The 22,422-nt window shown below is 39.0% G+C and carries 19 protein-coding genes; 14 read left to right on the forward strand and 5 right to left on the reverse strand.

Translation table 11 applies throughout. The features are described 5' to 3' along the window. Positions 1 to 334: 334 nt before the first annotated feature. Positions 335 to 3,574, forward strand: a complete 3,240-nt coding sequence (rne, locus tag ALFOR1_RS09700) for a ribonuclease E (protein ID WP_104642842.1) — start codon at positions 335 to 337, stop codon at positions 3,572 to 3,574. Positions 3,575 to 4,042: 468 nt separating this feature from the next. Here the strand turns inward: rne and yejK are convergent, their stop codons facing one another. After that, a complete protein-coding gene (gene yejK, locus ALFOR1_RS09705; protein ID WP_104642843.1) occupies positions 4,043 to 5,059 on the reverse strand; it encodes a nucleoid-associated protein YejK in 1,017 nt (338 codons plus the stop codon). A gap of 62 nt (positions 5,060 to 5,121) precedes the next feature. On the opposite strand from yejK, the gene ALFOR1_RS09710 reads away from it, so the two are divergent. The 7 genes from ALFOR1_RS09710 (at position 5,122) to ALFOR1_RS09740 (ending at position 11,598) form a co-directional block, all read left to right on the forward strand. Further along, on the forward strand, positions 5,122 to 5,334 hold the full coding sequence (locus ALFOR1_RS09710) for a YejL family protein (RefSeq protein ID WP_002961475.1): 213 nt from the start codon (positions 5,122 to 5,124) through the stop codon (positions 5,332 to 5,334). A 5-nt stretch (positions 5,335 to 5,339) separates the two neighbouring features. Next, a complete protein-coding gene (locus ALFOR1_RS09715; protein WP_104642844.1) occupies positions 5,340 to 6,836 on the forward strand; it encodes a DUF3413 domain-containing protein in 1,497 nt (498 codons plus the stop codon). Positions 6,837 to 6,935: 99 nt separating this feature from the next. Next, positions 6,936 to 7,403 carry a DUF4124 domain-containing protein gene (locus ALFOR1_RS09720; RefSeq protein ID WP_058549701.1) on the forward strand — a complete coding sequence of 156 codons (468 nt, stop codon included), beginning with the start codon at positions 6,936 to 6,938 and terminating at the stop codon, positions 7,401 to 7,403. A 213-nt stretch (positions 7,404 to 7,616) separates the two neighbouring features. Then, on the forward strand, positions 7,617 to 9,335 hold the full coding sequence (gene aceK, locus ALFOR1_RS09725; RefSeq protein ID WP_104642845.1) for a bifunctional isocitrate dehydrogenase kinase/phosphatase: 1,719 nt from the start codon (positions 7,617 to 7,619) through the stop codon (positions 9,333 to 9,335). 19 nt (positions 9,336 to 9,354) lie between these two features. Next, positions 9,355 to 10,293, forward strand: coding sequence for a LysR family transcriptional regulator (locus ALFOR1_RS09730; protein ID WP_058549699.1), 939 nt, complete (start codon positions 9,355 to 9,357; stop codon positions 10,291 to 10,293). Positions 10,294 to 10,471: 178 nt separating this feature from the next. Next, positions 10,472 to 10,915 carry a ferritin-like domain-containing protein gene (locus ALFOR1_RS09735; RefSeq protein ID WP_058549698.1) on the forward strand — a complete coding sequence of 148 codons (444 nt, stop codon included), beginning with the start codon at positions 10,472 to 10,474 and terminating at the stop codon, positions 10,913 to 10,915. A gap of 293 nt (positions 10,916 to 11,208) precedes the next feature. Further along, positions 11,209 to 11,598 carry an ExbD/TolR family protein gene (locus ALFOR1_RS09740; RefSeq protein WP_104642846.1) on the forward strand — a complete coding sequence of 130 codons (390 nt, stop codon included), beginning with the start codon at positions 11,209 to 11,211 and terminating at the stop codon, positions 11,596 to 11,598. 79 nt (positions 11,599 to 11,677) lie between these two features. Here ALFOR1_RS09740 and ALFOR1_RS09745 read toward each other — a convergent pair whose 3' ends face one another. From ALFOR1_RS09745 to ALFOR1_RS09755, 3 genes are read right to left on the reverse strand one after another with little or no spacing between them, the layout of a single operon-like run. Next, the gene (locus ALFOR1_RS09745; RefSeq protein ID WP_104642847.1) at positions 11,678 to 14,713 is read right to left on the reverse strand and encodes a TonB-dependent receptor plug domain-containing protein; all 3,036 of its coding nucleotides are present in this window, start codon (positions 14,711 to 14,713) and stop codon (positions 11,678 to 11,680) included. Positions 14,714 to 14,722: 9 nt separating this feature from the next. Then, entirely contained in the window at positions 14,723 to 15,802 is a 1,080-nt protein-coding gene (locus ALFOR1_RS09750) for a FecR family protein (RefSeq protein WP_104642848.1), read from the reverse strand. Continuing rightward, positions 15,799 to 16,365: an RNA polymerase sigma factor gene (locus ALFOR1_RS09755; protein WP_058549694.1), complete on the reverse strand. Its 567-nt coding sequence runs from the start codon at positions 16,363 to 16,365 to the stop codon at positions 15,799 to 15,801. The genes ALFOR1_RS09750 and ALFOR1_RS09755 overlap by 4 nt, the downstream gene beginning before the upstream one ends. Positions 16,366 to 16,473: 108 nt before the next feature. Between ALFOR1_RS09755 and ALFOR1_RS09760 the strand changes: the two genes are divergently transcribed. Then, positions 16,474 to 16,989 carry a DUF2937 family protein gene (locus ALFOR1_RS09760; protein ID WP_104642849.1) on the forward strand — a complete coding sequence of 172 codons (516 nt, stop codon included), beginning with the start codon at positions 16,474 to 16,476 and terminating at the stop codon, positions 16,987 to 16,989. Here ALFOR1_RS09760 and ALFOR1_RS09765 read toward each other — a convergent pair. After that, positions 16,969 to 17,856, reverse strand: coding sequence for a LysR family transcriptional regulator (locus ALFOR1_RS09765; protein ID WP_104642850.1), 888 nt, complete (start codon positions 17,854 to 17,856; stop codon positions 16,969 to 16,971). The genes ALFOR1_RS09760 and ALFOR1_RS09765 overlap by 21 nt on opposite strands. A 121-nt stretch (positions 17,857 to 17,977) precedes the next feature. Between ALFOR1_RS09765 and ALFOR1_RS09770 the strand changes: the two genes are divergently transcribed. The 5 genes from ALFOR1_RS09770 to ALFOR1_RS09790 all read left to right on the forward strand — a co-directional run bounded on the left by ALFOR1_RS09770 (position 17,978) and on the right by ALFOR1_RS09790 (position 22,418). Next, positions 17,978 to 18,628 (forward strand): peroxiredoxin-like family protein, encoded by a 651-nt coding sequence (locus tag ALFOR1_RS09770; protein WP_104642851.1) that lies wholly within the window; start codon positions 17,978 to 17,980, stop codon positions 18,626 to 18,628. Continuing rightward, a complete protein-coding gene (locus ALFOR1_RS09775; RefSeq protein ID WP_058549690.1) occupies positions 18,628 to 19,395 on the forward strand; it encodes a haloacid dehalogenase type II in 768 nt (255 codons plus the stop codon). Before ALFOR1_RS09770 ends, ALFOR1_RS09775 begins: the two co-directional genes overlap by 1 nt. A gap of 411 nt (positions 19,396 to 19,806) precedes the next feature. Continuing rightward, entirely contained in the window at positions 19,807 to 20,415 is a 609-nt protein-coding gene (locus ALFOR1_RS09780) for a PilZ domain-containing protein (RefSeq protein ID WP_058549689.1), read from the forward strand. Positions 20,416 to 20,472: 57 nt separating this feature from the next. After that, positions 20,473 to 21,528: an agmatine deiminase family protein gene (locus ALFOR1_RS09785; protein ID WP_104642852.1), complete on the forward strand. Its 1,056-nt coding sequence runs from the start codon at positions 20,473 to 20,475 to the stop codon at positions 21,526 to 21,528. Next, complete coding sequence (locus ALFOR1_RS09790) at positions 21,525 to 22,418, forward strand: carbon-nitrogen hydrolase (RefSeq protein ID WP_058549687.1); 894 nt, start codon at positions 21,525 to 21,527, stop codon at positions 22,416 to 22,418. Before ALFOR1_RS09785 ends, ALFOR1_RS09790 begins: the two co-directional genes overlap by 4 nt. The last annotated feature ends 4 nt before the right edge of the window (positions 22,419 to 22,422 follow it).

A 22,422-nucleotide genomic window follows, 5' to 3' on the forward strand; every position in this document is an offset into this window, starting at 1 on the left:
CTGGCTATTAGCTAAGCATCAAATATGTTTAGCTCACCAAACTTATGAGCCCTACGCGCCTAATATGAATGACATTTAGTAAGATTGATATGACAGGCCGACTTCTGGGTAAAACGTGTAACGTAGCTGAAAAGCCGACAGTTTTAGCACCATAAAGAATTTAATAGTGTGATTACACGCTATTGTTTGCCAGCATTTAAAAATACTGCATACGAAATACAGAGCAGTTCCGTTAAAGACCCAGTCGTGAGGCTGTATATTCTAAAAATAGGAACAACTGAACAGGCGATAAAACATCGTCATGTCAGCGACAAAAATTAAGTAGAGTAACAATATGAAACGTATGCTAATCAATGCAACGCAGCAAGAAGAAATGCGCGTAGCACTGGTTGATGGCCAACGCCTTTATGATTTAGATATCGAAAGCCCAGGTCACGAACAGAAAAAAGCCAATATTTACAAAGGCAAAATCACTCGCATTGAACCATCTCTTGAAGCGGCATTTGTTGACTACGGTGCTGACCGCCATGGTTTCCTCCCTTTAAAAGAAATTGCCCGTACATACTTCCCACAAGGTTATACTTTCCATGGTCGTCCGAACATTCGTGACGTGATCAAAGAAGGTCAAGAAGTAATAGTACAAGTTGATAAAGAAGAACGCGGCCAAAAAGGCGCAGCGCTAACTACTTTTATCAGTGTTGCAGGTAGCTATTTAGTCCTTATGCCAAATAACCCTCGTGCTGGCGGTATTTCTCGTCGTATTGAAGGTGATGAGCGTACTGAACTAAAAGAAGCACTTAGCCGCCTAGAACTTCCTAAAGGTATGGGCTTAATAGTTCGTACAGCGGGTGTTGGCAAATCATTTGAAGAACTTAACTACGATTTAAAAGCATTATTAGTGCATTGGGATGCAATTAAACAAGCAGCCGATAGTGCTAAAGCGCCGTTTTTAATTCACCAAGAAAGTAATGTAATTTTCCGTGCAATACGTGATTATTTACGTCGTGATATTGGCGAAATATTAATTGATAAACCACGTGTTTTTGAAGAAGCTAAAGCGCACATTGAGCGTTTTCGCCCTGACTTTATGAGCCGTGTTAAGCTTTATCAAGGTGACACGCCGTTATTTACGCATTACCAAATTGAAAGCCAAATTGAGTCTGCGTTCCAACGAGAAGTTCGTCTACCGTCTGGTGGTTCAATTGTAATTGACCCAACTGAAGCACTTACTTCAATCGATATCAACTCGTCTAAAGCAACAAAAGGCGGCGATATTGAAGAAACAGCACTAAATACCAACCTAGAAGCAGCAGACGAAATTGCACGCCAATTACGCTTACGTGATTTAGGTGGCTTAATCGTTATCGACTTCATTGATATGACACCTCCACGTCATCAACGCGAAGTTGAAAACCGATTAAAAGATGCTGCTCGACCAGATCGTGCTCGCGTACAAATAGGCAAAATCTCTCGCTTTGGTTTACTAGAAATGTCGCGCCAGCGTTTGCGTCCTTCATTAGGTGAAGCAAGCCAGGGCCCGTGTCCACGTTGTAGCGGCCAAGGTACTATTCGTTCTAACGAATCAATTGCACTTTCTATTCTTCGCTTAATTGAAGAAGAAGCAATTAAAGACAACACAGCACAAGTAAATGCACAAGTGCCTGTTGCTGTTGCTGCTTATTTGTTAAATGAGCAACGTCGAAGCGTTCACCGTATTGAAAAGCACCACAAATGTGATGTTGTGATTATTCCTAATCAACACATGGAAACACCACACTACGAAGTAATGCGTTTACGTAAAGACGAAACACTTGAAACAGTAAGTTACGAGCAAGTTGTTGCACCAGAGCCTGAAGCATTCGAAATGTCTAAGTCTCCTTCTGCACCAGTACGTGAAGAGCCTATGTTAAAAGGCGTTGTAATGCCTTCAACTCCGGCTCCACAAGCTGCGCCTGCAAAGGCAGTAGCACCTGCTGCGCCAGTACAAACTAAAACTGAAGGTGGCTTATTGGCTGCTATCGGTAATTGGTTTAAGTCTTTATTTGCAAGTGAATCTGAAGAAGAGAAAAAAGCAGCAGTTGAAAAACAGCAGCAAGAAACTCGCAATAATAACAACCGTCGTGGTAACGATAATCGCCGCCGTAATAACAATCAGCGTCGTCGTAATAACCCACGTTCAAAACCTCGCAACGAGCGCCAAAGTGCTGAAGAAGAAGTTAAAACAGACTCAACAGCAACTAATGAGACTCCAGAAAGAAACGAAAATCGCAACAAGCGACGTCGTAACCCTAACTCTCGTAAGCGCCCTGAGCATAAAAACGCAGATCAAGCAAAAGCAGATACAACTGCAAAAGCTGATACTGATTCTAAGCCTGTACAAGCTGCAGAACCTAAAGAGCAAAAGCCGAAAGTTCGTCGCCAACGTCGTAACGTACGTAAAAAAGTACGTGTACAAGATGAAAGCGTAGAGCAAGCAACTACAACAACAGAGCAAACATCTGAGCAGTCTGTAGTAGCTGATAAGCCGCAAACTAAGGAGCAAACGCCAGTAGTTGAAAAACAAACTCAAGCGCCTGCTGAAACAGTTGAAGCTAAACCAGCTAAGGTTGAAGAGGCACCTGTTAAAGAAGAAAAAGTAGCAACTGTAGAATCTACTGATGAAGCTGTAAATGCTGATGATGAGCAAGGCCAAACACGTACACGTTCACGCCGTTCTCCTCGTCACCTTCGTGCATCGGGTCAACGCCGTCGTCGTCCTGAAGGCGAAGCAGAAGTTAAATCTGATGATGCGCCTGCATTTGTACCCGTTGCTGATCAAGCGGCTGCTGAGTATGAAGCAGAACTAAAAGCTAAATCAGAAGAAACCCCTGTTGATGCTTCACAGCAAGTTGAACAAGCTATTGCAGCTGAAGACTTAGCAAAGGTTGAGGCAGTACAAGATGAACAACCAGCTCAAGCTGAAGAGCCAGAAGTAACTGAGCAACCAGCTAAAGCTGAAGAGCCTGTAGCAACTGAGCAACCAGCTAAAGTTGAAGAGCCTGTAGCAACTGAGCAACCAGCTAAAGTTGAAGAGCCTGTAGCGACTGAGCAACCAGCTAAAGTTGAAGAGCCTGTAGCAACTGAGCAACCAGCTAAAGTTGAAGAACCAGAAGTAACTGAGCAACCAGCTAAAGTTGAAGAGCCAGTAGTAACTGAGCAACCAGCTAAAGTTGAAGAGCCAGTAGCAACTGAGCAACCAGCTAAAGTTGAAGAGCCAGTAGCAACTGAGCAACCAACTAAAGTTGAAGAGCCTGTAGTATCTGAGAAACCAGCTAAAGTTGAAGAACCAGTAGCAACTGAGAAACCAGCTAAAGTTGAAGCCGTGGCTAACGCTAAAACAGTAATAGTTAAAGGTGCTGCAAGTGCACCGATGGCTCAACCTACTCCGGTTGCTGATAGCGAAGTTAAACACACATCTGTTGCAATGGCTCACGATAAACGTGACCTAGTGCCAGACAGTGGCTTACGTGCAGGGTCAGTTAAGCCTGCAGGTCGTGCGAGTTCTGCAATGACTAAAACAATGAGTGCTGATTAATAACTAACACTCATTAAAAAAGCCCCGCTATATACAAATAGCGGGGCTTTTTTGTTTACAGGCTTTAAATAATTATTAAAGTTTGTTCACGCCGGTAATAAGCGATCTATTCACAAAGAGGTTAAGAGGCGCTGCGTTTTTAGAGGGGGTAATAAAGCTAAATCTAGTTACCTTGAAAAGCTCCGCTTAAAATCATGGCTTGTGTTTTCTCATATACTCCTCTTTCACTTCTCTATGTGAAATAAGATCTTTAAGTGGTTTTAAATTAAATAACAGAAGCGTTGCTTCTCGCGTGAGCAGGCTTCACGCCTTCAACCAAAATTAAATATCCAGTACAATTACCTCAAGACGCACAACTTATTGGCGCAACGCTTTTAGAACGAGAATAAAACTAATTTATGCAGCCAATAAAAAAGCGCGATGTAAATATCGCGCTCTTAAATCGGCTTTTAACTAGATAAAATAAGTTTACCCGCTTTCATTTTCCATAAAGCGTTGTAACTGATCTTTTAAGTTCGGCGGAATGCCTTTTATAACCAGTGTATCTGTTGCTTCGTTATAAGTTACGCGCTCTCCTAAATGTTTACGCTCAAAGCTTACGCTTACCCCGCCGCCTAAGCCTGAAAACTTAACCATACTGGTAACTGTTTTTTTATCGACAGGAAATGACTCTTCTAAATCATAACTTTGCTCTTTGCAAAAACTATCAAATGGGCTGTCATCGCCTTTCGTAAGTGTAGCCGAAAGCTCGCTCACGTTTGCATCTTCACCGGTAGTTACACAGTCGTTACAGTAATCAAATACTTGTTTACGTAAATCATCTTTTTCTGATTTCTCGAATTGTTGCTCAGATAAATAATCTTCAACAGCGTTCAACATAACTTGGCTTTGCTGCTTAGGATCAATACCTTCTTCACAACCTAAAAAATCTAAAAAGAAATCTGCAACTTTGCGCCCAGCACGGCCTTTAATAAAGGAAATATAGCGATTATCTTCTGCTTGGGTATCCCAGGCTGTTAAATCAATTCGCGCAGCTAATTGCATACGCGATATATCTAAATGGCGAGATGCGGCTAAATCAAGCTCAGAAGTCATTGAGTAATGCTCTTTGATGTTGATCATCGCAATAAGCATGTAATCGGTAGCTACATATTGGTAATGACAAAATACTAAGTAACCTGTTTCACTAAACGCATACTTATCTAACTCTTCTTTTAAAACAGTAGAAGCTTGCTCCGTCATGTGCCAAAAACCTAGTTCATCATTGCGGTAGCTTTGCATTGCAGATGCTACAACACTGTTTTTTTCGCCACTAAAGGCGCAGTAACCTTTACCGGGTTTACCATTGTACGCATGATGTAATTGTTCGATAAAAACGGCTACTTTATCGTTAACAACCATCTCATCATTTCTAAGGTGAATTTGCGTATCGTCGTCTTTTTTGTCTACATAATGAACGACTAGTTTTTTAACGTCTGTTGTCATCTTTGTTTTTCACGCCTCTGGTGTTAAAATACGAGAATATAACTCTTTTATTGAACCAACTGATGCCAATCTTATCAAAATACTCTAATGAAGAAGTAGAACAAATCGTCGATCAGCTCATTGATGTGCTAACTAAACACAATGCGCCGGTTGATTTAAGTCTTATGTGTTTAGGAAATTCTATCACGCATATCTTAAAAGAGCATGTACCAACAGGGAAAAGACAAGCCGTTACCGAGAACTTTGCAAAAGCACTCGCGCAGTCGGTTAAATAAAATCTATGAATTTATCGCAGCACAATCAGTTTTCATCAAAAGCAAGTCAGTTATTAAGTTGGGGGCATTGGTTTACTTTTGCCAACATCGGCTTAGCGCTACTTATTAGCTTAAGCTACTTATTTGCAGACTCGCCACCATCAAGCTTTATAGGCATTACATATATGCTAGTGACATGGCTAAGCCATACTAGCTTTATCGCCTTTTTAGCGTTTGTGCTGACGGTATTTCCGCTTAGTTTAATATTCCCCTACCCTAAACATATACGCGGAATGGCAGCAGTTATAGCAACTGTTGGCGCATCGTTGCTTACTTTAGATGCCTATGTTTATGTTAATTTGGGCTATCATTTAAGTGGCTCCGCTTTACCCGAAATTATTTCTTTACTATGGCACCGCTTAACTAGCTCTCCAGCTTTAACTACCATTTTAGCCGGTGGCATTGTACTACTTATTTTAGGTTTTCAACTTGTAGTAAGTAATTATACGTGGCACCACCTAGCACGTTTAAAACAATATAAATTTGCGCGTTATGCCATATCTTCTTTAATCGTTTGTTTTGCACTTAGTCATAGTATTCATATTTGGGCTGATGCAAATTTAAAATTTGACGTTACAAAACAAGACAATGTGTTGCCTCTTTCTTATCCAACCACGGCTAAAAGTTTACTCGCTAAAAACGACTTACTCGATATAGAAAGCTATAAACAAGCACATAATGTTAAAATAAATAATCAAAATATTAGCTATCAAATGCCAGCCCCTCTGGAAAAATGCGAAGACTTTACGCAAGCCAATGTTGATATTTTTGTATTTGACACTAAAAAAGAATTAGCTGCATTTGTTGCTAACAATAACAACTTGCATAAAACAGAGCAGTTTTTACAACCAACAAATCACGACGACACTTTATTTAGCTTAGTGTATGGTTTACCCGCTTTTTATAAAGCGGCAATACTCAATGAGCAAACATTACCAGCATGGCAAAGCCAGCGCCGCAGTGTACAAGTTGAGGGCGTTAAAGAACTCAATTTTATTAATGATCAAGCTCACAGCACAAGCGCAATACGAATTATAAAAAGTAGCGATGTTAGTACTATAAAAGATGCCAACACCCATGTTTTTGCATTTAGTCTTGCTAATGAAAAAGCAGAGGTAGTTACCACCTCAGCGTTATACAGCTCTGACAAGCGTATTTCTAAAGTTGATGGGCTTATTCAACCCAGTGATTTAATTGCGACAAGTGTTGGTCAATATTTAAATTGTAAAGCAATCGCTAAACAAACAATGCTTGGCGTAAACCTATATAAGAAAAAAGACGATATGGGCGTAAATTACTCACAAGGTGTAGTTATCGCGTATAAAAAAGATAGAATTACTTTAATAGATTCAGACGGTAACTTTAAAAATATATCCGCTGCTGAAGGCTTTTCTATTGAGCAAGGGCTAGATATCCCATTTTTAGTGCAAAGCATTAAAAAGCTTAAAACCTTTACTCAATAACTTTAGTGCGACTGCTCTTACCTAGCTTGCTATAACAGTAAGCTAGGTTATAGTTTTATATTATTTAATTAACGTATAAAACTATCAGGGATTATCGCAATGCTTCGATTAATATATTGCTCTTTATTATTTACTAGCTTTTGCACCCTAGGCAATACAACCTACTATAAATGCGTAACCAAAAATGGAACTACGTTTTCTCAATTCCCCTGCGATGATAAAGCCACTACCTACAAAGTAAGTACTACCGGTAATCAATACTCTGGACCCAAGGTTAATTATACTAAGCAATTAAATGAGCTAGAACGCGAGAGGCTCCTAACAGGTTTAGAAGCCGAGGTAAGAAGTAATAACCATAAATTAGCAATACTTGATAGAGAAAAGCAGCGTGCTGAGTATAAACAACAAGAACGACTTAACCATATTTTAGCTGATGATGATAAAAAGCGAATTACTAAAGATATAACCAAAAAGCTAAAAGTGATCAATCAAAGCTATAAAAAAGACGTTGCAACGATTACAAAACATATAAAAAAGCTCGAAAAAAAGATAGCTCAATACCAATAAAGCGCGTAAACCGTTTGGGGGAATTTTCTATCTCAAGCAGCTATTTTCAATGCTGCCTAAAGAAGAAAAAGTTCAACACGTTCTGGTGTTTAATTTATTAAATACCATTTTACTAGAATGCCGCTTAGGTATAATTTATCTTGGTTTTAAACTTAAAATAACATACCCTTAACACAATAGAGTATAAGCTCTACGATGTATTAAGGAGTTGTTATGCAACCACGAGATATTGCTGAACTGATTTTAACGGGCTTTAAAAAGCATTATCAGCTATTTCAAAAAATAACAGCTAAAGCACCGATGGCTTTTGCTCAACAAGATTGGCAAGCAATTAACGATATCGGCCGTTTACGTATAAGCTATTATGATGATCGTGTTAACGAAACCACACACACATTAAAACAGCAAAATCCAACCGAACAACTCGATGAAACACTTTGGCTAGAAGTAAAAAAAACATATCAGCAATTTTTATGTTTTCATCCACAGGCAGAATTAGCCGAAACATTTTATAACTCTGTATTTTGCAGGCTGTACCATAGGCGCTACTTTCATAATGACTTTATTTTTGTTGAGGCCTCATTAAAGGATGCGCCATCAGTGCCTGTTGAAGCCGAATATAGGACTTATTTCCCAGTTGTTGACGGTTTAAAACCAACAATAAAACACATTATTAATCACTTTGATTTTAAAGCTCCATTTGTAAATTTAGAGCGTGATATACGTTTGCTCGTAAAAGCATTTTATAAACAAGCACCCGATACTCACCACCAACCTTGGCAAATGCGTTTTGATATATTACACACGCCTTTTTATCGTAATAAAGCGGCTTATATAGTTGGCCGTATGGTGTCACAAAGTGGTGTTCAGCCTTTTATTATTGCCGTATTACATGATGAAGATAACGGTCTTTATTTAGATGCACTTTTAACTAAATCATCTCAAATGCGAGTTGTTTTTGGCTTTGCCCGTGCTTATTTTATGGTAGAAACACATGCGCCTTCTGCATTGGTGCGATTTTTAAATCAGCTTATGCCTAATAAAACATTAGCCGAGCTTTACAACGCAATAGGCTTTCATAAACAAGGAAAAACTGAGTTTTATCGCGAATTTTTAAGTCACTTGTCACACTCAAATGACGAGTTTACTATTGCGCCCGGTACACCCGGCATGGTGATGATGGTATTTACCCTCCCCTCCTTTGGTTATGTATTTAAAGTAATAAAAGATAAATTTGGCGAGAGTAAACCTTTTGGTCGTGATACTGTTCTAAAGCGTTATCAGCTCGTAAAGAGTCATGACCGTGTGGGCAGAATGGCCGACACAATAGAGTATTCTAACGTCGTATTTCCTTTAGCACGTTTTGATAGTAATTTACTTGCGCAGTTACACAAAACAATAGGCTCATCTATGGTCATCGAAGGCGATTGGTTGATCATCAAGCACCTTTATATAGAAAGACGCATGACACCCCTTAATTTGTTTTTAGAAAGTGCCAGCGAAGAAAGTGCGGCCGATGCAATAGAAGAATACGGCCAAGCGTTAAAAGAAATGATTGCCGTAAATATTTTTCCAGGTGATATGCTTTTAAAAAACTTTGGCGTTAGTAAGCACAAACGCATTATTTTTTATGATTACGATGAAGTTCAGTACCTAACAGATATGAACTTTAGAGCCCTACCAAAGGCCAAGAGCTACGACGATTACTTAACCGATGAGCAAAGCTATTCTGTTGCTCCGCAAGATGTATTTCCTGAGCAACTTTGTACATTTGTAATGCCAAACCCTATGTATAAAAAGTTTTTACTCAGCACTCACCCAGAACTAATAGATGTTAGTTATTGGAAGCAAGCACAACAAAATATAAAAAATGGGCAGGTAAGTCATATTTACCCCTACCCGACAGCACAGCGCTTTATTCACCACTGGTAAGCGCTAAAGGACACACACAATGAATATAAGTAAAATAGATTTAAATTTACTGGTTTACCTCGACACATTACTACGAGAATGCAACGTAACGCGTGCTGCAAATCAGCTAAGCATAACGCAACCCGCAATGAGTAATGGGCTTAAACGTCTGCGTAACTTATTTAACGACCCCATTTTAGTACGTACCAGCGATGGTATGGTACCCACTGAACGCGCTATTGAGCTTCAACCGGTTATTCGTGGCATATTAATGACCCTTGAAGAAACCCTCGCGCCTAATCGCGAGTTTGAAGCAATTCAAAGTAAGCGTGTATTTAGAATAATGGCCAGCGACTATGCAGCAAGCACCCTAGCCCCTAAACTGTTAAGTAAATTACATGAAGAAGCACCCGATACAACATTAGATATACTTACACCCAGTGACGTAACATTTCATGATGTTGAAAACGGTAAAGTGGATATGGCTATTAACCGCTTTGAAAATTTACCTCAATCTTTTCACCATAAACGTATATGGAAAGACAGCTTTTGTTGCCTGGTAAAAGCAGATAACCCAATTATTGAACACTTTAGTCTCGACAGCTATTTAAAAGCTCGCCATATATGGGTAAGTAAAACAGGTTTTGGCGTAGGTGTCGGTATGGACCCCAAAGATGTGCAAAAACTTGGCTGGGTTGATGAAGCACTGGCTCACTTTGGAAAACATCGCAACATTGCTACCTTTACACGTAATTACCATGTAGCTATTCACCTAGCGAAAGAGAAAAACTTAATTGCAACCTTACCTTCAAAAGCTGCCAATATTTATTTAGATGATCCGGGCCTTAAAATATTAGAGCCGCCGTTTCCTATTCCACCTTTTGAGCTGGATATGATCTGGAGCCCACTTTTACATCGTGACGCAAGCCATATTTGGCTACGCCAAAAAGTAGCCGAAGTAGCTGAAGAACTTAAATAACCTTATTACACTATATGATGTAAAAATTGCTAGGTTTAATATATCCGCACAAACCTAGCAAACTCAAAAATACATTTAAATCACTATTTATCAATAAGTTAAAATAAAAAACAAACATTGGAACGTGCTTTGCTTTTATTAAATCGAACTATACATTCATTTAATAAAAGAGGTCATTATGAACACCCATCAAGGAACAGAAGTAAATCATATTACTGACATCATTCAAGTTATGAACAGCGGCATCGATTTTTATCAAAAAGCACAAGAGAAAGTTGAAGACCCTGCAATTGGTGCACTTTTTCAACGTATGATAGATGCCCGAAAAGTGAGTGTAGAACGCTTACAACCTTATGCTATTAACGAAAAAGGTGAACGAGAAGACGGCTCATCTTTTGCTGTTGAAGCGAGACGTGCTTACACAGCGCTGCTTACTACATTTAGCTCAAATAACGATAGCACATACGTAAAAGAGCTTGAGGAAGTTGAGGATAAAACCCTTGAAGAAATTAAAGCCGCAATGGATAAGCCACAACCTGCTGACTGTGAAGCAGCTCTCGCTAAAACATTACTAACTATGCAAAGCTGTCATGCTGAAATGAGCCGCATGCAAAAGCACTAAAAGTAATAGCTTATACTACAACCCAGCTTTTTAGCTGGGTTTTTTATTGCCGATACAGATATAAGTAATGGCGTGAGCAGAACATTAACCCTCGCTCGATTTCTACTTATTATGATCATATAGAAGCAACTATTAGCCCACTCCCCCTAATAAACACGTATTACCAATACAAATTATTAACTTTAATAGAGCATTTATTTAACCACACACTATTTTTACTGTGCTAGCTTTAGTAATAGGTACCTAATTCCTTGCTGCGGCGCCGCAGCATTTAATTAACGTTAAGGTCCAACATGAAAAATAAAACAGCTCAAAATAATGCTGATGTAGATATGACACCAATGTTAGATATTGTATTCATTTTATTGATATTTTTTATTGTAACTACTTCATTTGTTAAACCTGTGGCTATTGAATTAAACCGCCCGCTCGACAGTCCTCAAATAGATAAACCAGTAAAAAATGCTTTATTCAAAATTGATGAAAGTAACGCAGTGTACTTTGCTGATAGATTGATTGACTTAGAGCAAGTGTCGACTAACTTAGCAATGTTTGCGGCTAAATATGAAATAAGTTCGGTGCTTATAACTGCTCACGAAAACAGTAAACATAATACATTAATGAGAGTAATGGATAATATTAAAGAGTATGAAGATTACACTATTAGCTTAGTATCTAAATAACGTAGTTATACATTGATGGTAAACCAAAAAAAGGGCCTTGCGGCCCTTTGAGTTAAATAACGAAAGGGAGTGTTATTAATTAAAAGCGGTATTCTGCGCCTACATAGTAGTACGCACCGTTAAAACCAAATGGCGCTGAGCGACGTGAGTATTCAAATACACCTGAGCTGCTCACTATTGTGTTGCCGTTTGCATCTACAATAGTGCCTGAGCGAGAGTTACCAATTTCGTTTTTATCTGGGTATACGTCAAACAAGTTGTTTGCACCTATATTTACCGATAAATCTTCAGTAACAAAGTAATTAACTTTAACATCAGTTAATATTTCTGCGCTATAAGTTTGGCGACCACCGTCTTCTACTGTGTACTCACCAAAGCGATTGAGTGATAAGTTTACTGTCCAATCATCACGTTGATAAAGCGCACTTAAATTAATACGGCCTTCTGGTTGCCACTCTTCAATAATCGAAATTTCTTGATCAGAGAATACGTCTTCTACTGGCACTGTTTCAAGGCCTGAGCCAGATGGCGTAAATAACGATACAACATCAGTTTCAGTAAAGTTAGCAGCTAGCGTAAAATCAAGCGTGCCACCAAAACCTTCGGTGTTCCATGTTGCAACAAAATCGATACCCGATGTTTCTGTATCTGCCCCATTTAAGAAAAATTGGCCCGCACCCGCACCTGAGCTAAGTAGTGCAGCGTCTAAGCTTGAAGAAAGCCCTTTGCCTAAACGGTTACTAATTACAATACGGTCATCAATATCAATTGAGTAGTAATCTACAGTCACATTAATATTATCAGTTACGTTATAAACAATACCTAAACTGCGGTTTTGCGATTTTTCTTCTTTTAGTTTTGGAATACCTAAACTTTGTGCAAGTGTAGAGTCATTTCTAAATGTACCTACTTCCTCAGCAACTAAAGAACCATCTTCTGCAACTACAAACTGTGTACTGATATTATTAAAGTATAATTGCTGCATTGAAGGGGCTCTAAAACCGGAGCTTAATGCACCACGTAACGAAATATCGTCAGTAACAGCCCAATTACCTGCAAGTTTAAAGTTTACAGTGTCACCAAAGCCTTTGTAGTTATCGTAGCGAAGTGCACCCGATAAAATAACATCTTCGATTATGTAAGTTTCTGCATCTAGGTAAAACGAAATCACATCACGCGACTCATCAACTGACGATGCAGGAGAAGAACCACCAAATCCTTGGGTACCGCCAGATGCATCTTCAGAGCCCACACCACCACTTAAGCCGCTGTAAATACTTACACCATTACTGGTGTCGTAATCGCGATACGCATATTCGCTGCCTTCTAAAATTCGATACTCATCAGTACGAATTTCAGCACCCATAGCGAGTGAGTAATCATCAAAGTTTTTAGTGAAATCAATATTGATTGTTTGTAGTGATAATTCCATGCCATAAGCGTACGCTTCGCGAGGAATAGTGGTACGGATATCTGCAGCGCTTAAGCCTTGGTCATAACGTAAAAAGTTAGCGTAAGAGGCGTTAATTGTGTCGCTTGTTGTGTAGTCAATGCTATTTTCACCGTATGTGTACGATAAATCTAAACTAGCATCGTTATCAAATTCGGTTTTGTAACCAAAGTTGTATGACACATCATCAATCGTTGTATTAATTTTAGGTAAAAAGCCTAGCGGAATAGTTGCATCACCGTCTTGCAATACTGGGTTACCGCCAGCATTTGCATTATGACGGAAAAATGCAGCTGATTCGTTATCACGAGTTGAGTATGTGATAAAACCATAAAGCTCGCCATCACCTAATTCATAACCCGTATTAACGGTTAAGCCAAATTGCTGAGAGTCGGCATCACCAATTCTAAACGTGTCTCTATCAACCGTTAGTTCGCGCGGATCACCGGCAAGTAAAGTGCCATCACTTAACTCAGTACATCCGTAAAACTGACATGAGCCATGCAAACCTGCACGGTTTGTTGGCGAACGGTCGCGATAATTAATTGTTGTGTTTAAATAACCATCATCGCCTAATGCAAAGCCTTTGTTGAAATCAATATTAATTGTTTCGCCATCACCCTCTGAATATTCACCATAATTAATCGCTGCTTTACCGCCTTCGCTCGCATCTTTAAGTACAATATTAATAACACCCGCAATAGCATCAGAGCCATATTGTGCTGCAGCGCCATCACGAAGTACTTCAATACGTTTAATAGCCGATGCTGGAATAGCGTTCATATCAGTACCCGCAGTACCACGCCCTACCGATGTATTAATATGAATGATACTTGCTTGATGGCGACGTTTACCGTTGATCAATACGAGAGTTTGATCAGGACCTAAACCACGTAATGTTGCAGGTCTTAATGCATCGGTACCGTCACTGATTGACGAACTTGAAAAGTTAAATGAAGGTGCAATAGATTGCAGCATACGGCCAACTTCTGTTTGACCTGTATTTTCAAGTGCTTCGGCACTTAAAATATCTACTGGAACAGGTAAATCCTCTACTGAACGGCCCGCTACGCGGCTACCAACAATAGCAATTTTTTCGATCTTTTCTTGAGCAACTTCTTCTGCTGCATTTACACCTTGCGAATTTGCTGCAAGTAAAGCTGGTAATACTGCTGCACTGACCGCTGAAAGCTTCATCATGTTGTTATCATTCCTGTTGATTTGTTTGAGTTTTATACTCAGTAAACCATTTTGATCAACAACCGCATCGAGCTCTGTCCCACCTAGTAATGCTTCGAGTGCATCTAGCTGAGTGTAAAATCCATAAACCGAATTTGCATTATGTTGCTTCGCCAACTCAAAAGAGAAAACCACGGTTTGCTCTGTTTGTTTTGCGTATTCAATTAAGGCTTTGTCTGCTCGCTGCGCTTTTATATCAAATTGCACCATTTGCCCAGTAGTTTGAGTTGCAGCTTGTACACTTAAGCTAAAAATAGCCGGTGCAAGTACACTAAAGCCACTCAATAGATGCGTTTGGTTACTGCGCAATTTATATAAACAGCTGACAAACAAAAATCCTCTATTACTTTGCTTCTTTTTTTTAATCTTTTTTTTACTTATCGTATTTATAGATGCAACTTTAGCTAACATTAATTTAATGTGCATAACGTCTACTTATGATTCTGTGTGGTGTTTTAGCGTTACTACATGCTCACCTAAACGCTCATGTTCAATCGAAAAGTTAGTGTGTAAACTTTCTAATAAACCTTCCACATCACCGGCTTTAAACACGCCAGCTACTTTTATACTCGCCAGTGCATCGGACGACAATTCAAAACGAGTCGATGTGTATCTACTTACTTCATTTAGTGCATCACTTAGCTGTTCACCATTAAAAATAAGCATGCCGTTTTGCCAAGCTAAATCACGTTGTACATCGCCCATTGAAAGCTGAGTGATAGGTTTAGTAACACTTTGCTCTATAACTGCTTTTTCGCCAGAGATAACAATATTGGCGTTAATTTTACGAATTTTTTGCGTGCTATTATCTGCAAGCTGATAATCTTTAAAGTCGTTAGCATCAACGGCTACGCTCGGATCAGTGATCATCACTTTACCTTCAGTCACTACAAGCTCTAAGTCTGATGACGTATTGCGCTGCACATTGAATACCGTGCCAAGGGCTGTAAAACTTTTATCACCTGCCATAACACTAAACGGACGTGTTGCGTCTTTTGCTACATTAAAACGCCCCTCCCCTCTGCTGAGTAACAACTGCCTGCGCCCTTTACTGTATGCAACCTCTAATAAACTATTGGTATTAAGCTGCACAATAGTGCCATCTGGCAGAACGTAAGTGGATTGTTCACCTACTTTTGTTTTGTAAATTTTAGTGTAATTAACTTTCGCAAGCTCTTGGTTATAGCCGTTTTCTAAATTAATTAATAAGTAGCTGCATACCATTAACGCAGCAAATAAACTCGCTGCAATTGAATAAGAAAACATCCACTTCTTTTTAGATTCTTTTGCACTATTGTGCTGTGGAAATAAATTACTTAACTCATTTAATACAGATAACTCATCCCATAATTGGGCTAGTTCATAAATAGCGTCTTGATGAGCCGTACTTTGCATCATCCATAATTTAAATTGCTCTTTTTCATCATCGGTCAAACCCCGATCGATGGCACTTATCCAGTCACATGATTTCTCTAAAATGAGATCTTTTGAATTAAATTGATGAACGTTACTCATTCTGCAACCCTCCCTACTGAAATAGGGTGAGCCTGTGCTTTTGGGTGTACTTCATTGCCTTGTTCATACTCACGCATATAAAGCATGGTTTGTAATAACCCTTTTGCAATGTGTTTTTCAACAGTACTTTGACTTAACTGCATTTGTTCTGCTATCTCTTTTTGGCTCATACCGTATACTTTTTTTAATATAAAGCATTTACGAATAGACGAGCTTAGTTGCTCGGTAGCTCTACAAAAAAGTAAAAAGCGCTCTTTAGATGTGTATTCATCTTCAAGCTGCATTGATTTGAGTAATACGGGTAATTCGTTATCATGCTCTAACGAATCATTAAATTTGTTATCCCATTTAGCAATATGGTTAAGTGCTAAGTGCTTTGCTGTTTTGAGCATATAACTGCGGGTAAACTGAATGTCTTGTTTTAAATCAGCTTCATAGCTTTTTATAAACGTTTCTTGCACAATGTCTTCTACATCGTCGGGCTGAACTATACGCGATACAAAGCGCTTTAGTTGCTTCGAAATATCAACAAATGTTGACGTGATTTTTACTTTTTTCGTCATCCTTAACACGCACCTGTTGTTATTTTTATTACCAACAGGTTACGAGTTTTTGGCATAAAAACAAGATTAAATGTTAATTTAGCGTTATTTAAATGGATAAGAACATAAATGAGTAAATTTTTAGATTATATTCGACTTAGTTTTTTTGCTTGTGGGTTGCTGCTAGGGGTACAAATTCCGGCCTATGTAAGTGATTTTGGTCAAGCGCTCAATGCACAATTAATTGAAGCAAATAACGCAATTTCACCTTTTAAAAATGACGCTGCCACATACTTTAATAACGATTTAAATAAACTAATAAAACACTATAAAAATTTAGGCGATAAAATTGTAGGCAAAGGCGCTGAACATATTCATACCCTTAATATGCGTCAGCAATCGCTCCAGTTAGCGGTTGAGCAATTTAAGCAATCGCCTTATGTTTTTACTCTAACGAGCAACCTAAGCGATATTAAGCAACAGGTATGGCAGCGCTTTGAAGGCCAAATAGTGCTAAAAAAAGACTCTATAATAGCAGCAATTATTAGCGCCATTATAATTGCAGTGCTTGCTGAACTGCTTGGTTTTTTACTTATATCAGGGTTAAAACGCGGCTACAATAGATTATTTACAGCTCAAAAATAATGATTTCATAAATTCATAAAACACATCTGTTTTACGCGTTGTTAAACTGTTTTGCGGGCGTAAAAACCACACCGGAGCATCACTTTGCGCCATAACATGCGGCATAACTTCAACAAGCGCACCGCTTTTTAGCTCTTCGCTGATCGCTATTTTAGATTTGATAGCAATACCGTGCCCTGCAATAGCAGCCTGTGTCATGTTATCTGAGTTAGAAATAGTAAAACGCGTTTTTGCATTAAATGTATTTATACCACCGTGCTCATCAAATAACTTAAGTTGCCTTTGCCAAGGTAAGCATACCCAATAATGCTCTTCTAATTGAGCTAGTGTTGCAGGCATACCATGCTTTTTTATATAACTAGGCGCAGCACAAAGTAAACGGCTGTTATTAACTATCTTGCGAGAAAGCAGCCCTGAGTCTGTTAATGTGCCCACTCGTATCGCTACATCTTGCGCGTCATCCACTACATTCACAAAATGGTCAGTTATTAAAAAATCGAGCTTAAGCTGTGGATACTTACTCTCAAACTCAGTCAGTTTTGGCATTACATATTTTGAAAAAATCCAAGGCGGCATAGTAACGCGCAACAAACCACTTACCGATGAGCTACGTGCACCTATACTATGTTCGGCGTCATGTAGTGCTTCAATTATGGCACCGACACGGCTGTAAAATAATTCACCAGCAGGCGATAACCTTACTCTTCTGCTATCTCTAAAAACTAAAACAGTGGCTAGTTCTCGTTCTAGTTTACTAAGCCTGTGACTTACAGTTGCGGGTGATAGTCGCTGCTCACGCGCTGCAGCCAATACCCCCTTGTTTTCGACCACCGCAATAAAGGTTTCTAAATCACTTAAATTGTACATTGGCTAGCTTAGATGTGTTTTCAATGTTTAATATTTTCGAATGAAGCTTTCAGTTTTGCAATGTTTATTTAAATAACTAGAACACACATAATCGCAATATGTTTTAATTTGAGATTTAGTAATGAGTTTAAAAGCACAAATAGATGCATACAATGTGCAAAAAGAAGCAAAATTACCTGCTGATGTACTCGCATTAATGGACACAACAAATGAAGAGCTTATAGCTCAGCACATTAAAGGTAACGCCTTACAAATTGGTGCAAAGGTAGAAAACTTTAGCTTAGTAAATCATAACGGTGAAAGTATCGAGCTTAATGATTTATTAAATAAAGGCCCAGTAATAGTTAGCTTTTACCGTGGTAGTTGGTGTCCTTATTGTAATTTAGAGTTAAAAGCACTGAACGATTACTTAGCGCAATTTAAAACGCAAAGTGCCCAGTTAATTGCTATTTCACCACAGTTACCTGATGAAACACTCTCAACTAAACAAAAAAATGAACTAGATTTCGATGTACTGTCAGATGTGTGTAATAAAGTAGCAGAGCAGTTTGGCTTATTGTTTACACTCGATGAGCGCATTCAAGCACTTTATACACAGTTTGGAATTGATTTTGAGCACTACTACGGTGATAAAAGCTTTAAATTACCACTACCCGCAACATACGTAATTAACCAAGAAGGCGTTATTACTTACGCATTCTTAAACGAAGACTACACCCTACGTGCAGAGCCTATTGATATTATGGCAGCACTTGAATCGGAGCAAAATTAATGTCTATTTTAAAATCGTTAAAAAACCTTACTCTTTCACTACTTGTCGGCTCAAGCTTAGTTTCTGGCTATGCGATGGCTGATGAAATGAAAACTCAAGAAAAACCTAAAGTACTTATTTTCGATGTTAACGAAACACTCCTTGATTTAACATCAATGCGTACCTCAATTGGTAAAGCGCTAGGTGGTCGAGAAGATTTACTACCTTTATGGTTCTCTACAATGTTGCACCACTCATTAGTAGATACAGTAAGCGGTAGTTACCACGATTTTGGACAAATTGGTGTGGCATCGCTAATGATGGTGGCACAAAATAACAATATAGACATAACAAGTGAACAAGCAAAAACAGCCATTGTCACCCCGCTTTTAACACTCCCACCACATAATGATGTTAAAGAAGGACTGGCAAAACTTAAAGCACAAGGCTATAAGTTAGTAAGCCTTACTAATTCTTCAAACAAAGGTGTTAAGGCACAGTTTGAAAGCGCTGGTTTAATGTCTTACTTTGATGCGCGTTACAGCATTGAAGATATTAAAATATACAAACCAGATTTACGTGCTTACGAGTGGGTACTCAAAAAGTTAAATGTAGCGCCAAATGAAGCAATGATGGTAGCAGCACATGGTTGGGATGTAGCAGGCGCTAAAGAAGCCGGATTACAAACTACATTTATTGCACGCCCAGGTAAAGCGCTTTACCCACTTGCAAAAAAACCAGATCACGTTGTGAAAGATTTACATGAATTAGTCGCTCTACTTAAGTAAGCACGTTTATACGCTAATTAATCAATACCCAAGCGGCCGATGTTAGGATGACATTGGCCGCTTTTTTATGTTTGATAAATGCTTAATGGATATGGATAACGCCCAAGAACAGAACGCGAATGCTTTGCTCAGTTTTACTTATTTTATATGGGTGTAAGGCCGACAGATTAATAGACCTAGTAATTTCTCCCTTACAACGCTACTATTTAGCTAAACTAAACTTTGGTTGAAAAGTTACTAACATATTGAACTGTAATGATATTTAAATACACTTTCTCGATTCAGTAGGTTTTAGTAAAAACAAAGCAAATTTACCTGTAAATAGTAGCCGTAAATTCTATGTAGATAGCGCCGTAAATAGCTGCTTTGTATGGGTTTACTCGAGTTAGCTAATGCGTAGTGGAGATAGTTATGAAAAGCCAAAGATTAAGCGAATTTGAAGAGTATTTTCAAATAAATGAAAGTATAAGAGTGAATTTATTCGCGGTATCTGACAACCAAGTTCCTAAATCGCAACTTGAACTTGAAGACGACATCCCTCCCCTATTTAGGTTAGCTAATGAGGTCAGTGAGCTTGAGCAAAGTTCTTTACGCCCGCTTAGAAATTTAGGTGATGTTGCGCAAGAACTAGCCGCCTTTTTACAGGCGCAGTCTCGTAAAATTGATTTAATCATGAGCCATATTTTAGCCTCTGAGCAAGCACAAGATAGCGCCATTCAATGTGACAGCTATGGCGGTGGCGGTATTCGCTTTACCTCCCCAGACGTTTATTCAATTGGCCAAGCATTCAGAACGAAGCTATTTTTGCATCACGAAGCTTCTGCAGTGTATTGTTATACCGAAGTAGTTGCTGTTGAGAAAAAAGATAATGAACATTATCAATACACTATGCTGTTTACATCAATCAGAACTACCGACCAAGAGCTTGTAGTAAGAGCAAGCTTACACGCCCAAACACGCCAACTAAAAAAACGCCAAGAACTTGAACAAGTTAATGCTGAACCTAACAGTGATAATTAGCTGACATATTTACGTAAAATGCTAAACTAGCGGCACCTTAATTTGTATCAAAATTTCATGAACTTTAGACTTTTACCAGAATGGGCTGAGCAAGATGCTGTAATGCTAACTTGGCCGCATATAGACACCGACTGGGCTGATAATTTAGCGCGTGTAGAACCCGTTTATGTTGAGCTTGCAAAGCAAATAACACACAAGCAACAGCTTGTAATAGTAGCCCACAGTGAAGCATTAAAAATTAGTATAACAGCGCTGCTTAAAAACGCCGCTATTGATTTAAGCCGAGTTCATTTTCTAGTTACCCCTACAAACGATACATGGGCACGCGATCATGGCCCTTTAACGTGTGCATCAATAAACAATCCGCTTGAGCTAAATGTGGTTGATTTTACATTTAATGGTTGGGGCAATAAATTTGAAAGCGCGCTTGATAATCAAATTAATAAAAGCTTGGTAAAAGCGCTTGGCGATACAAATAACCAGTATCAAGAAATTGATATGGTGCTTGAAGGCGGTGGTATTGAAATAAACGAACACGGCGTTTTACTTACAACTAGCGAATGTTTACTCAATAAAAACCGTAACCCTGATTTATCAGCTGACGAAATAGAGAGCCTCTTAAAAAGCCATTTAGGCGCTACCGATTTTTTATGGCTAGAGCATGGCTATTTAGCGGGTGACGACACCGACAGCCACATTGATACCTTAGTGCGTTTTGCGCCTAATAATACACTGGTGTATGTAAAGTGTGATGATGAAAATGATGAACATTTTAGCGCCTTAAGCGCGATGGAAAAACAGCTAAAGAGCTTTAAAACAGCAAATAACACCCCATATACTTTAATTGCATTGCCTTGGCCAAAAGCAGCATACGACAATGAGAATACGCGTTTACCTGCAACCTACGCTAACTATTTAATTATAAATAACGCGGTTTTAGTACCTACTTATAACGATATAAATGACGAACTTGCCCTTTCGCAAATTCAAAAAGCGTATCCAACGCATGAAATTATCGGCATTAATTGCCAACCTATTATTGAACAATTTGGCAGTTTGCACTGTATTACCATGCAACTACCTCGTGGATTTTTAGCTGGAGCAGCACAATGACAAGCCCTGCAAAATTAAATGTAGCCTTAGTACAACAATCTAATAGCAATAACGCAGAGCAAAATATGGCAAAATCAATTGCCGGAATTCGCGATGCAGCCAAGCAAGGCGCACAGCTAGTTGTTTTACAGGAGCTGCACCGCAGCCTTTACTTTTGCCAAACTGAAGACGTAGACGTATTTGATTTAGCTGAAACAATTCCGGGCCCAAGTAGTAATACCTTAGGCGAGCTTGCCAAAGAGCTCGGAATAGTCATTGTTGCCTCTTTATTTGAAAAACGCGCGACAGGCTTATACCACAATACCGCTATAGTCCTTGAAAAAGACGGCAGCATTGCCGGTAAATACCGAAAAATGCATATTCCTGATGACCCTGGTTTTTACGAGAAATTTTATTTTACCCCAGGTGATTTAGGTTTTGAGCCGATTCAAACCTCTGTAGGTAAATTAGGCGTATTAGTTTGTTGGGATCAATGGTTCCCAGAAGCAGCGCGCTTAATGGCAATGGCTGGTGCTGAAATATTAATTTACCCAACTGCAATTGGCTGGGATCCACGTGATGATAACGATGAACAAGCCCGTCAAAAAGATGCATGGGTTATTGTTCAGCGTGCCCACGCTGTTGCCAATGGCGTGCCTGTGATTAGCTGTAACCGAGTAGGCCATGAGAGCGATCCAAGTGCGCAAAGCGAAGGTATTGCATTTTGGGGCAACTCATTTATTGCAGGCCCACAAGGTGAGATATTGGCAGAGGCCAATAACACTGATGAGCAAATTTTAGTGGTAGAACTTGATCAAAAAGCGTCTGAAAACGTAAGACGTATATGGCCGTATTTACGCGACCGTAGAATTGATCATTACCAAGACCTAACAAAAATTTACCGAGACTAAATAA

Origin of the sequence: Pseudoalteromonas carrageenovora IAM 12662, from assembly GCF_900239935.1 — a bacterium.
GTDB lineage: Bacteria > Pseudomonadota > Gammaproteobacteria > Enterobacterales > Alteromonadaceae > Pseudoalteromonas > Pseudoalteromonas carrageenovora.